Consider the following 12,768-nt stretch of genomic DNA (forward strand, 5'->3'; position numbering starts at 1 on the left):
GTCTATTATTCTCATAACAAACCCTGCACTTGGTTTCTTATTCAGTTCTCAAAGGGCTCTGCCTTCCTCTGAAGACAACTCCTATATTCTAGCAAACCTTATTCCCTTTGTCAACTACTTTTCTTCCTTTTTTTAGGTGCTAAAATATTAGGGCTTCTATATACTAGCAATATTCTAGTGGACTGTCAATAGGTTTATCTAAATATTCTAGCTAATTTCTATAATTAATTTTAGGAAAAGAGACCGAGCAAAAAATCCGGAAAAAATTCAACCTCTTCAATTAGAGTTCGTTTTAACATCCTAAGGCAGTGGTTGGGACTCAAAATGTCCAGTGGACGACCAAGGTAGCCAAGTGGCTTTAGCTAACCTAGAATTCCCCCTGCACAGTTCACTAAGCACTTCAGTGCCATCAACCACTGTTGAATTGTAGTTTCGTTTACGTTTTGCACTCTTGACCCGATCTTATTTGATGTCAAAATTCACTTGATTTCATTTGCTAGCTCAAAATAATCTCAAACCTTTTGAGCCTGTACGAGGGAGGGGAACTTCTTTTGGTTAGTTGTTTAGTCCTTTCCCACTCCCTTAATATGCTTTTAGTTCACTTTATTTTACAATCTATCGTCACCAAATAATCACACGTTTTTCAGGAGCACGCCACATGTCGTCTCTTTTTTTAACATCAAATTCCTGATGAAACTCGGCAAAGTTTGTAACTGTAATATTGGTACGCCACTTAGCTGGAGCATGAACGTCGGTACTTGCAAGCATTTGCATATATTCTTCTCGTGCTTTCATACGCCAAATCGTTGCGAAATTGATAAAGTAATCACGTGCAGAAAAATCCTTTTCCCGTTTGGCAGCCTCAAGCGCACAGGCTAGTCCACCCAAATCAGCAACATTTTCAGATACTGTCAGTTTTCCATTAACCTTAGCTCCATAAGAATCTAAACCATCAAACTGTTGGACAACTTTATCTGTTCGCTCTTGAAAGGCTTTGTAATCTTCATCTGTCCACCAATTATTAAGACTGCCGTTTTCATCAAAAGAAGCTCCATTGGTATCAAAAGCATGCGAAATTTCATGAGCAATAACTGCACCGATACCACCATAATTCGCTGACGAACTCTGTTCTAAGCTGTAAAATGGTGCTTGTAGGATAGCCGCCGGAAAGACAATCTGATTTCGCTGCGAATCATAGTAAGCGTTGACCTTATGAGCTGGCATATGCCATTCGCTACGATCTACAGCTTGATGCCACTTGCTCCAATTATAGGCAATTGAAACTTTAGCCAGATTTTGAGCATTTTCCACCAATGATAAATCATCATCAATAATTTTTTTCTCATAGGTTTTGGGGAGTTTTTCTGGGTAGCCAATGTGAGAAGTGATGCTGTTTAACTTAACAATCGCCTTATTAATGGTTTTTTCATGAAGCCAATCATTTTGACTAAGACGGTCTTTGTAAACATCAATCATGGTTGCTACCTTGACTTCAATGTCTCTTTTCGCCTCAGGGGAGAAATTCTCACCAGCATACCAAAGACCAAGGGCTTGATTGTAGGGACCTTGGGCTAAATAAAAGGCTGCTTTGCGCTTATCCAATGCCTTGGGAGTCCCTGACAATGCTCTGCTATAAGCCCCCGAAAGAAGACGGATTTCATCTGTCAAATAAGAATTATAAGCATAGGCTGCTTCAAAAATTAATTCTGCTTTTAAAAACTCCCAATTGCTTTCTGAGTAATAATCCGCCGCAAATTCTGTCCAAAAACGCTCTTCTGGAACAATGACTTTGTCTGGTAGCCGTCCCAAAATAGCATGAAAAATATCATTTAACGGCAATTCTGGTGCTAGCTTGACAAATTCATCCCAATCATAAGGGTGGTAAAGCTTAACGTATTCGGAAGATTCCTCGCTGGAAAGGACATACTGGGCGAGTTTGGCATCTAAGGCAATTACTTTGTCCAAGAGGTCTTTTATCTCATTGGCTGAAAATCCATATTTAGGCAGGAGCTTTTCCTGACATTCACGCCATGTCGCTAAAAGTTCCTTACCTTTTTCATTGTCTTCAGCATAATAGCTAGTATCCGGCAAAATAGTACTAGGCGCTTCTGCCCAAAGGACATTTAGCTGTGCATTCATAAAATCCGGACCTACGCCAAAAGGCAAAAGATTTGGTTTTGCAGCAAACTCATAAGCTGCTATCTGTGCAGTAAATTCGTTAAAGGAAGCAAGAGCTTTATACTCATCAATGAGAGAAATTGCTGGCTCAACGCCAACTTGGTCACGCTTATCATAGTCTGCAATCAGTTTATGGAATTTGATAAAATTAGAAAGAATGCTGTCATCAGGAACATTTTCCCCTTTAAGCCATTGATCTGTGGTATCAAGCATAAGATTTTCAATCTCATCGGCTAAATCTGAAAAACCGCCTGTTCTGTACTTGTCATCCGGAATTTTAGCTGTCTTTTCCCACTCTCCATTGATTGCATCATAAAAATCATCTTGTAAACGTGTCATTATTATCTCCAAATATTGTCATTGACATAAAATCTCAAAAGAACCATTGAGCTGCATCTATCACTTATTTTTATCAAGCGCTGTAATAATGAAGTACAGGGCGATACTCAACAAGCAACCATAAAGGACAAGCCCCCATACAACAGCGCCTATCTGAGATCCTATAGGGGTTCTAGAAATGAAAAACAGTAAAACAAGCCCCATAAAAACACAGCCGCCACAAGATCCTGCTTCCTTAGATTTCGAACCGCCAAACAAAGTTTTGTGAGTAAAATAACCTCCCCAAAAATTATTCATATAGTGTCACCTTTCTTTTACTTTCTTAGTTATAAAAACATTATAGCATTAGACAATAAATAAACAACAAATATTTTACTGCATATTATCACCCATTTTCACTGTTGATACCGTAGAACCAAAATCATATGTTCCATTCTTAATGGCTTCAATAGCCTTGTTTAATGTATCAATTTGGCCATTCAACTCATTGATATTAGCATTAGCTGTATCAATGTCATCTTGAGCGGTATCAATCTCATTTTGCAGCTCCTGCTCATCTTTTTTCCACTCTTCTAAGTCTTCTCCGGAATGATACTGTTCTTGATCCTGCTTTGTTTCAAGTTTTCCTTTGGTTTCATCCATAGATTCATTTATTTTTTCAATAGAAGTATTTAGTTTTTTAACCTCACGATTGAGGTAGGATTTTTGCGCTTCCATAGAATTAAGAGCAAATGACTCACGAGAAGTGTAGGTTATCTTTTTCTTTTTTAGCTGATCATTTTGAGGAGTAATGTAAAATAGCAGCGAATTTTCATTTTCGTCTTTCTTTTTTGGAGAGGAATCGCCAGATGATGAATCAGATGAGTCATCTATATTGACATCAACATCATCATTGACAGGAGTGTGATTAGTAACTCCCACTACCAAGACATCAAATTCTGTCGGAACGTACCGAATAACAACATCTATTCGTGTTTCGGTAATCGGAAGAATTGTCATCTCAGTTGTACTATTTTCATCTTTAGCAAACAGCTGCCATTCTAAATTGCTGGCTGTAATCCCTGATTTAACTGAAGTTGTACTATCAGAGGTGTCAAATTCTAAAACAATAATACCATTATCAGTAGAGTAAGTCTGAGAAACCAAATTCATGTCTCCGCTGCCATTAGCAAACGATTGCTCTGTCTCTAATTGATCATCTGTATATTTAACACGATCAGGACTAAAATAACTAATCGCAGGTAAACCTATACAAATTGCTAATAAAATAGTAAAAGTTAATACTTTTTTGAGAATTTTATACTTCCCCCAAAAAGCTTTAAATGCATTATATTTCATGATAATTATTCCACTATATTACTTATTGCCTTCCCAAATCTTCAAGCAACACTTTGCTAAATCTTTATATTCCATTAAACAACCTCTTTTTGCTTTAACCACAGTTTTTAGTCCCCCAAAACATCGGTCGGTGTCCCGTGGATACTGGCAATTTCTACTTGCTTTGTGTTAGGAACATAATTGCCCGCCAAAGCTATCTGGGTGTTATCGCTGGCCTTTGTCATCGAAATGATAAATTGCTCTACATTTTCATTGGCGCTTTCGTACAACTGTAAGGAATTTAAATCAATCGTATAGCCTGCCTTCATCATGGTTTTGAGACTTTGAAGCATACTTTTAGATGTAAGGTTGGAACAAGTATTGACGGAAGGTGTTAAATCATTAGCATCTGTCTTATTAATGTAATCAAATACTGTTTTAATAGAATCCTGTGCTGCACTGATCTTGTTATTATCCTTAATCTTATCATCAGTCTCTAAAGTATCTTCAGCTTCTTGAGATGGATCTGAACTTGATTTTGAAGTTGACGTACTTGATTCAGATGAAACGGAAGAAGTCGTGGCATTTGAAATGGATGTTTTAGCAGAACTAGACCAGCCATCTTTATGGGCATTTCTGTAAATCTTAGCTGCTACTAAAATACCAACAAGCAATACAAGCAGAATTACAGCTGTGATGGCAAGTTTTTTTTGTTTCGAATTCATGTTTTCTCCTTAATTAAAATCATACCTATCCACTTTTAGCCCACGGATTTTGCATTCTCAGAAATCTCATAGCCTTCATCTGTCGGTGCATAGAAGCTCCAAGTTTCTGAAGTATACTGAGAAGCTGGGACGTAACGATAATTCCAAGTGTACGGCTGATTATTATGTTCACCAGAAAAACCAGTATAGTTTTGTTCAACAACAAGGAAATCACCATTTTCAAAAACATGACTAACAATCCCTGTATGACCAGCTGCACCGCCGCCATAATCTTGAGAAAATATCGCTCCGGCTGTCGGTGTTTTGCTAGACTTTCCACCTAATGCAGCTGTAGCCTGTCCAACCAGTTCTTTACCATTACCATGAAGACCATGAGCCATCCCCATGACCTTACCGTCTTTGCTCCAGAGTGTTCCAAAGGTAGCCGCTGCAAAAGTTGTACATTGTCCCGAAAGACCGCCTGCTGCAAGGTAATTGCCGGCACCAACGTCCCAACCCTTAGCTTCTCCAAAACCTAGGCCTAGAGATGTTGGATCTAAAGCATATTGTTTCAATTCGTCTGGCAAGTCATCTTTTTTCCAAGCCAGATAGGACCGTCCAGGGTATGAACCTGTTTTGTCTTTTGACCATTCACCAGTTCCTCCTCCGCTAGAGGAAGATTTACAACCCTTTCCTTTTTTAGAAGAACTGCTGCCAGAACCAGAACCTCCATCACTGCCACCAGCAGCACTGCCTGAGGAGCCTGCTGCTTCAATCTTACTTTTATCTGCCGAAACTGATTTTCCATTAAAGGCTTCATAGGCCTGCTTGGCAGCAGACTGGCGGGTTGCATCCCCTTGTCCCGGGGCACCCTCAAATGATGTTTGCCAAGCTGTTGCAGCTTCCACTGGATCGGTTGCCAAACCAACCTTAGAATTGACAGAGGTATAAGCTCCAGTTAATTCAAACTTCAGCAGTTTCATCTCATTCTCAAGTGTCAATGTGCTCACATCACCTGCCTTAATAGACCCTTCGGAAGTAATACGCGAACCATTAACGGAGTTAGAAAAACCAGACCATTGGAAAATTCCAGCTACACCACCTCCAGTGTTCTGAGCAGTAGGATCAAAAGCAGATTCTCCGTAAGCATTTCCTAAAGCCCCTGCCGCACCTGCGCCAGAATAGCCTAACTCATTCGTTAAATAATCCCAAATAGTCTTTGCTACCTTATTGGTGGCTGTTCCTTCAGTTGTCCAATCCGACTCACTGGCGTAATCCGATACTGTTTCAGTTTGTGAGGACTTTCCTTCATCAGTTTTGCAACTGCTGCTGCCGCTTCCGCCTCCAGCTCCGCCGCCTGCTGCGGCTACTACAACCAGAAGAACAATAAACAATATAAGCACAATAGCTCCTAAGATAGGAAGGAAAAATAAAATTAATTTAGTCTGTAAAGCTTTTTTCATTATCCTAAACCTTCTAATAAGATTAATAAGCCAACTACTACAACCACAATAATAATATATTTAATCGCTTTTCTAATCGCATACTGATTACGCTGTGCTTGTAATTGAGCATGCTGATTGGCTATACTATCATCCTCTTCGCCATAAAGACTGGCATAATAAGCTTTGTACTTCCCGAAACGCTCTTTTTTTACTTGTTTTTGTTCGTTCTGTTTTTGCTTTTTAACCTCTTTTTGCTGCAGTTTCATTAGCTTTTTACCCTGTTTACTTGTTAAGGTTACAGGGGTGCCATCTGCCGTATAAAATACAGTTTCTCCATTAGCGATTTTTTCTGATAAATCTACAGTTTCTTGTTTCATTAGTTAATTACCTCTGCCAATTTTAAAACGTTTGCGGCGGACTCTTTCCGATACATCCAACTCATCTATAATTTTAACTTTTCCAAAATAGCCTCTGACATGAAAGGTTCTTTCAAGTCGTTCTTGATCATTTACAAGTTTAAATCCATTTTTATTAATTATCGTTTTCTCCTGAATTTTAATGTCTTTGTTCAAAGTAATCAAACTGCCATCAAAATTATCAAGATACATCTGATCTTTTTTATAAACAAGATTTGTATCTCTATACTTCTGACGTTCTTTAGCTTTAGGTGAAAATTCATCAGAAAGACGAGAATAAGCAAGTACAGGTCGTGCGACATAGCTCTTGAAAATAGAATTTAAAATCCAATATAGAGCTACATACTGAAGGCAAATCCCCCCATACATAGAATAAAAACAAATAGGAAATACAATAAGAGCTCCGATATATTTTAAAGATCGATAGTTTTTATGAAAAAGCGCAAATACTGCTGCTACAACACCAACAAATACACCACCGCCAAAAATTGTAGAAAGAAAGTTCATTCCATAATAACTATAAACAGCCATATAGTTATAAAACCAATATTGGATTATCCCCCCTAGCAATAAGAGCTTAACTGCTTGGAAAAAAATCAAGAAAAAATAAAAGTTAATTTTTCCATACAGCAGATGTGTGCTGTTTCGGCTTAACAAAAATAATATCAGTCGTTGAACCATGTAATCCTCCATTATAATAATCTGCAATGGTTCCAATAGAGTTTTGTAATAAAGTATCTACTCAATATTTCTATATCGGTCTTGCTCAAATTGGAAACTATTTTCTTGTTGGAAAACATAGTTTCCTGTCCCTGATATGTTCATAAATAATTCCCCTTGGCCTAGCCCTGACAATCGTCCTAGTTCGGCAGGATTCATAGATTCAGACAGTGTTTCAGCCAGCAGAGGAATATCGCCCTCACTTGTATTGGCAAAAACTCTGTAAAGGAGGATATTAAAAATACGTCTTACAGCAACAGTATATGGGTCATTAACACCGCCATTAGTCATTAAGATACTTTGCAAAGTATTTACAAAAATCGTAATCCCCGCAAAATTATCTGCCATAGAATCAATAATATCTGCCAGCAATTCCACTGAGACGGCATATTTAGGATTAATAATCCGCTGCGCTCCAGAAATATTTAAAATATAGTGAGGAAACTGCCCTTCTATGGTGTTTTCTGGATCTTCATCACGCGCATCTTGGTATGCTTTTTTTTGAATTTTAGCATTATTAATGATATGAGAAGACAGCAATGTCAAAACTGAGAATACCTGTACATTAAAGTCATCCGTATCAAGCCCAGAGAAATCAAAGTTTACAACTTGTTCTTGCGTAATATCTTGGAAATCTGTAGTTCCATCATACATGTTACTCTTATTTCTCAAAAGGGTATTGTAAGTGTTGTAAATACGCGTTACAGAAACTAATTCTGCAGAACTCGCAGCTGTTTTTTCTAGTTTGTTCTTGTATCCGTGCAGGTAATTTTCAAAATCTCGCAATGTCGGATAATCTTCATTGACATATTGAGTTGCCCAAAGTTCATCTAAGTGAATTTCTGGATTGTCATACCAAAATTCATTATCAACGTAGAACTGGGTTGCTAGCTTAGCAAATGTCGTCAAATCATCACCTGTAATATCTGGGTTAAGAAGACTGGTGATACTTTTTAGCTTGTCAATATGCATATTGAAAGACTTGCGTTCATCAACTTCTCCCCCATCTTCTGTGGTAACCGTAGGGAATATTTGAAAAATATTAATACGATTTTCACTCCCTGCCATATCAACTATTATGCCATGCTGCAAGCGAGTGCTTTCCTTGAGTGAACCGTCTGTATCAATATTTCTGATAAAGTGTCCTCTGGAGAACATGTCATCCGATAATTTTGCAACAAATTTGCGCTGATGCATTTTGGGGTTACCCGAAATCAGCATAAGAGAGCGTGTACGAAACTCGTCTCGATGAAGAAAATCAAAATTAATGGCTCCACGAGTTGGCGTCATTCCATAATAAGCACCATAAGGATCCAATAAGCGAGTATGGTCAAAGAAATAACCGCCTGCCAATTCATCTGATGGAATAATAATCCCTTGTCGGCGATTTGGAAGCCAAAAATGCTGATCAGATGGTTTAATAAATGGAGCCTCAAATTCAATATCCTGCTCTCCAACTAAAACCGTCATGTCATAAACCGAATTATGTTCTTTTATCTGATTAATTTTTTCAAAAAGTTCTTTTTCGGTATTGGCAGAAACATAAATGCGAACATAGGTCTCCCACATTGCTTTATTATTACGGCGAACATCTTGTTCTTGTTGCATGAGATCTTGAATCTCGTCTTGTTCTGCAAAAGCTTCCAAGGCTTTATTTGAAGTAGACGAACGTGCTAATTTTTCTTCTACCGCTTTAGATAAAGCTTTACGAATCTCGTCACTGTCAGCGAGATACGCACTCATAAAAGCACGTGTCCCGCTAATTTGCATGAGATCACGTCCCCAAAAAATTGGAAGTCCCTGAGTTGGATAATTATAAACAAACAACTCAGCATGATAGCCGTCGCCTTGAAGCCAATAATTATCTGGCCTGAAATCAATATTCCCTTTTGGCTGGACATAGCTTACAAACTCTAAATCCCAGCCTTTTGCCTGTAACTTCCGCTTCTTTCGTCTAGATAAAGTTCCCATATTATACCTTTTCGTTCTGATTGTAGTATTGCTTAATTAGCTGCCTTTTCTTTTCTGAACTGATAACTTTTGGTTTTATGATTCCCAACGGAGCACGTCTTACGATAAGATCCAATTCTTCAATAGTATCTGCGTATACCCACATGATAAACTCAGAATTATAGAGACTGTCTGCCACTATATCTTCCAAAAAGAGAGAATTACGAATCAGCTTTTCACGCTCTTTTAATTGTGTTATTTTGCGTTCACTGCTTCCTTGGCGTTCAGCTTCAAACAATTCTTCCTGTAACTTTTGCAGCAGCTGCCTAAAATTCATGCTCTGGCTGCGCGTATCTGTTGGAAGAGTTGTCGTTTCAAACTGCCAATCATAGGTAAATGAATTAAGCCACTGATAAAAACTCCCAATAACCAATTGGCGTTCATCATAGGTCATAGAACTCAACTCTTGTCCTTCAATTTCAAGCAACTGAATATAATTGTCATCTTTTGTCTGAAGAGGGAAATCTTTGACTGGAACCAGTCTCTTAATATTGATAATTTCTAAAGTAGAAATACTATCAATATCACCTTTTTCTACTATTTTTTTCTCTTGTTCCAGTTTTGCAATACGATTTGATACTTGAATAGTTGACTCAACATTCTTTGGTTCTGGAGTTGAGGCTGGGAGTACCCGTTCCTGTTTCTTTTTTCGTTTTCCAAAACGTTTCTTTCTGGGGATTTTAACGCCTGTATTCTCCTGCTGAGCGGAAACAGCCTGTTGCGGCGGAAACAGTGACGATTGCGGCTGAGCCTCTTGTTGTACTTGTTCTGCACTCCCACCTTGCGGCACGAAAGTTTCATTTGCACCTGTTGGATTTAGCGTTCTCTGTGAACTTTCTGATAAATGCGGAACGCTGTTAAGTTGTGCTGAATCAGTCTGATTAACCGGTACGGTTTGTTTAGTATAATCAAAACGCAACGATTGTTCTGTTGATTCCATAGAGGCGTATACATTATCAGTTTCATCAGCAATTAAATGATCATCCGATGTTTTCTGATATGACTGTGTCGGATCAAATCTATTAGTATTATTCTCTTCTGATGGTTGGCTGAATATATTAGAAGGATTATATGAAGACTGCTGTTGAACAGAAATAGCTACATCTTCAGCACCATCACCAGTGAACAAGTAATTATCAAAAGATTCTTCAGGATACTCCTGTACGTCATTAATTACAGAAGGATCATATGCGGATTGAACCGTCTGATTAGGAACCGCTTGATTCGACTGCATCATATTGGGCATATCAGTGTAGACGCCTATCCTTTGATTTTGCTCTACTTTATTTTTTTTCTTAAAGCCAAAAGCCATTTTCTCATTCCTCACTTCTTATCATCAAATGTATAATATTTTTTCTTATGGCGTTTCTTATTCATCCAAAGAAAAACAGCATTATAATTAGATTTCCCGCCATTAAATGATTTTACACAGTACAGAGAAAAAAGTACTAGGCTTAAAATCCATATAATAGCTAAATACCATTTAGAGGTTGGGAAAAAGGTCGTATTAAAACGTATGCCAATAAGCAGCATTCCAAATACAAAAACAACTTTACCCGCCTGAACACCCATAAATTTAACTGTTGAGCGAACTTCACGCGGAACCCCAAAATTTTGTTTATCTGGATTCATAACATTCCTCTTATTTCTTAAATTACTACTCACTACTATTATAATAAATTTTTCATTTATTTGCAGGCATAATAAAAAAGGTCAACTGACCCTTTTATCATCAAACAATTTTTAAGAGCTGCTGCCCAACTTTAGGACTAATAATATAGCCTAACTTATAAACATGTCCACTCACATAACGCACCGCGTACGGATAGGTCTTTATACTTTCATTGCTCCCTGCGATTTTTGATAATTGCTTACCACTAAATTTATTAGAATTAAGGGCATAAGGATTGTTCTCAGATTCCATTATAGAATTTGTAACATTTGTTCCTTGTAAATTTAAGGAAGCAACATCAACTCCCAATTCATTCACAGCTACCCAAACCGTCTGACTGCCAAGGGTAGACTTTAATTTAAACTGATTTTTTTGAAGCCAATCAGAGCGACTGTCAAAATAGATAACCGTTATACTGCCCTGGTCATTATTATACGATCCAAGTGCACTGGCAAATTTTGAATCATTAAACTGCCCATTTTCCATGACTTCACTAGGAGCAAAACTATAGGAATAATCGGTATTAGCTATCTGCTGTGGGTAATAATAGATGGCAGAAAAAGTGACATTAGTAGCATAAATGATTAATAATGTTATCAAGCGAAATTTCAACGGAACCCACTGATTATCTCTCATTTGTTGTTCTATTTCTCTTCCCGCTGACTCGATGTCAGATTCGTCATCCTCCTGTCCCTGTGTCATGGCATTTAATCCACGTTTGACCATAAAGGGATCTGCTGTAACAACAACAAGCATTACCCACAACCACAGGTTCCCCACGAAAATTTTACGGATATAAGCTTGAGATATTGGAAGATTTATATTGCCAAAGATGGCAAAATAGACTACCAAGATAATCAATAAAGAAACAAAAGCCAAAATGACCGGTAGCAGTTTAACACTGAATCTAGGAGATGATTCTTTCCCAAATTTATTCATAAAAACTCCTTTTTTATAAAAATCAAATGTATCTATTAACAAAAACTAACAAAGGCATGATTGCTGCCCAACTCACAAATCGTGAGATTCCAACTTGCAATCCTAAGAGCCTGAGGACTTTACCTTTAAAGTTCCCGCCAGCTTTTTCAGAGTGGCTATTGCCTTTTGATTAGCAACTATATTTCCATCGTTATCTTCAAAAGCGAGCTGATATTTTGTGTACTCAGTTCCTCTAACCACGATTGCTGTTGATTTTTTTAAAATATGGTATTTCACGGCCAATTGATGTCCCTCAGCTGTATCGTAGTTTACAAATACAACATTATCCTTTTCTTTTTCAGATAAAGAATCCAGTACTTCCGGAAGGGCTTTTTGACAATAGCTGCAACCCACATCATAAAGAATATAAATGGCTTCCTTTTTACCATAAGAACTATAATCTGTTGGATTAGCATATAAGGCTTTATGAGCGGTTTTACTGAAAAAACTTCGCGAAATAAACAAATTATTTGAGAAACTAAGCTGACTCTTTTGAAGCGGAAAAACAACCCCTGAAAATAAATAGAAAAGACTTAAAAGACAAGCCAAATAAAATGCCAGCTTTGCAATTTTTTGGTGAAAACGAAAATCAGACTGCAGTTTCTTGCGATAAAAAACACAGCTAATCTCAGCCAATAAAAACAAAGATATAACAACCGTAACAATCATTGGAGATATTGTCCATATCACGGTATGCCTATATACCACTGTCACAAAAGAACAAACGACTAGCAAAAAAAGAACGGCATTCGACAGCAACCAAAAAGTTTTTGGTTCCCTCAGATCATAAGAGTGACCGTCTGTGTCTTGTTTATTTCCTTCCACTATTAGCCTCCAATAAATTTAAAAACTGCACAAATCACCCCTACGGTCCATCGGGGCCGTCTGAATCGCTCGGGCCTTTTGGTCCTTTTGGTCCCTTGGGGCCTTTAGGATCCTTTGGCCCTTTTTCGGGACCCTTGGGTCCATCGGGGCCTCCGCCTCGGCCT

The 12,768-nt window shown here is 37.9% G+C and carries 12 protein-coding genes; all 12 read right to left on the minus strand.

Features of this window, described 5'->3' with window-relative positions; genetic code table 11:
• Positions 1-621: 621 nt before the first annotated feature.
• The gene (locus ACVRZ8_RS10540) at positions 622-2,517 is read right to left on the minus strand and encodes a M13-type metalloendopeptidase (RefSeq protein ID WP_447449283.1); all 1,896 of its coding nucleotides are present in this window, start codon (positions 2,515-2,517) and stop codon (positions 622-624) included.
• A gap of 60 nt (positions 2,518-2,577) precedes the next feature.
• Positions 2,578-2,814: a hypothetical protein gene (locus ACVRZ8_RS10545; RefSeq protein WP_447449284.1), complete on the minus strand. Its 237-nt coding sequence runs from the start codon at positions 2,812-2,814 to the stop codon at positions 2,578-2,580.
• A 75-nt stretch (positions 2,815-2,889) separates the two neighbouring features.
• Entirely contained in the window at positions 2,890-3,855 is a 966-nt protein-coding gene (locus ACVRZ8_RS10550) for a hypothetical protein (protein ID WP_447449285.1), read from the minus strand.
• 107 nt (positions 3,856-3,962) lie between these two features.
• Entirely contained in the window at positions 3,963-4,559 is a 597-nt protein-coding gene (locus ACVRZ8_RS10555; RefSeq protein WP_447449286.1) for a hypothetical protein, read from the minus strand.
• 35 nt (positions 4,560-4,594) lie between these two features.
• Positions 4,595-6,001 (minus strand): phage tail tip lysozyme, encoded by a 1,407-nt coding sequence (locus ACVRZ8_RS10560; RefSeq protein ID WP_447449287.1) that lies wholly within the window; start codon positions 5,999-6,001, stop codon positions 4,595-4,597.
• Positions 6,001-6,360: a hypothetical protein gene (locus ACVRZ8_RS10565; protein WP_447449289.1), complete on the minus strand. Its 360-nt coding sequence runs from the start codon at positions 6,358-6,360 to the stop codon at positions 6,001-6,003. The genes ACVRZ8_RS10560 and ACVRZ8_RS10565 overlap by 1 nt, the downstream gene beginning before the upstream one ends.
• Before the next feature lie 3 nt (positions 6,361-6,363).
• A complete protein-coding gene (locus ACVRZ8_RS10570) occupies positions 6,364-7,080 on the minus strand; it encodes a hypothetical protein (RefSeq protein ID WP_447449290.1) in 717 nt (238 codons plus the stop codon).
• A 57-nt stretch (positions 7,081-7,137) separates the two neighbouring features.
• Positions 7,138-9,090 (minus strand): virulence factor, encoded by a 1,953-nt coding sequence (locus tag ACVRZ8_RS10575; protein ID WP_447449291.1) that lies wholly within the window; start codon positions 9,088-9,090, stop codon positions 7,138-7,140.
• Between the two features lies 1 nt (position 9,091).
• Positions 9,092-10,441 carry a TraC-like domain-containing protein gene (locus ACVRZ8_RS10580; RefSeq protein ID WP_447449292.1) on the minus strand — a complete coding sequence of 450 codons (1,350 nt, stop codon included), beginning with the start codon at positions 10,439-10,441 and terminating at the stop codon, positions 9,092-9,094.
• Between the two features lie 11 nt (positions 10,442-10,452).
• Positions 10,453-10,761, minus strand: coding sequence for a DUF5592 family protein (locus ACVRZ8_RS10585; protein WP_447449293.1), 309 nt, complete (start codon positions 10,759-10,761; stop codon positions 10,453-10,455).
• A gap of 100 nt (positions 10,762-10,861) precedes the next feature.
• Positions 10,862-11,740 (minus strand): hypothetical protein, encoded by an 879-nt coding sequence (locus ACVRZ8_RS10590; RefSeq protein WP_447449294.1) that lies wholly within the window; start codon positions 11,738-11,740, stop codon positions 10,862-10,864.
• 102 nt (positions 11,741-11,842) lie between these two features.
• A complete protein-coding gene (locus ACVRZ8_RS10595; protein ID WP_447449295.1) occupies positions 11,843-12,604 on the minus strand; it encodes a hypothetical protein in 762 nt (253 codons plus the stop codon).
• Positions 12,605-12,768: the final 164 nt, after the last annotated feature.

The sequence above is a fragment of the Streptococcus dentiloxodontae genome, from assembly GCF_053206925.1.

Coding starts and splice junctions, on each gene's coding strand:
- ACVRZ8_RS10545 (WP_447449284.1), bottom strand. CDS start 2,814: ATGAATAATTTTTGGGGAGGTTATTTTACTCACAAAACTTTGTTTGGC.
- ACVRZ8_RS10540 (WP_447449283.1), bottom strand. CDS start 2,517: ATGACACGTTTACAAGATGATTTTTATGATGCAATCAATGGAGAGTGG.
- ACVRZ8_RS10590 (WP_447449294.1), bottom strand. CDS start 11,740: ATGAATAAATTTGGGAAAGAATCATCTCCTAGATTCAGTGTTAAACTG.
- ACVRZ8_RS10560 (WP_447449287.1), bottom strand. CDS start 6,001: ATGAAAAAAGCTTTACAGACTAAATTAATTTTATTTTTCCTTCCTATC.
- ACVRZ8_RS10565 (WP_447449289.1), bottom strand. CDS start 6,360: ATGAAACAAGAAACTGTAGATTTATCAGAAAAAATCGCTAATGGAGAA.
- ACVRZ8_RS10580 (WP_447449292.1), bottom strand. CDS start 10,441: ATGGCTTTTGGCTTTAAGAAAAAAAATAAAGTAGAGCAAAATCAAAGG.
- ACVRZ8_RS10550 (WP_447449285.1), bottom strand. CDS start 3,855: ATGAAATATAATGCATTTAAAGCTTTTTGGGGGAAGTATAAAATTCTC.
- ACVRZ8_RS10575 (WP_447449291.1), bottom strand. CDS start 9,090: ATGGGAACTTTATCTAGACGAAAGAAGCGGAAGTTACAGGCAAAAGGC.
- ACVRZ8_RS10570 (WP_447449290.1), bottom strand. CDS start 7,080: ATGGTTCAACGACTGATATTATTTTTGTTAAGCCGAAACAGCACACAT.
- ACVRZ8_RS10585 (WP_447449293.1), bottom strand. CDS start 10,761: ATGAATCCAGATAAACAAAATTTTGGGGTTCCGCGTGAAGTTCGCTCA.
- ACVRZ8_RS10555 (WP_447449286.1), bottom strand. CDS start 4,559: ATGAATTCGAAACAAAAAAAACTTGCCATCACAGCTGTAATTCTGCTT.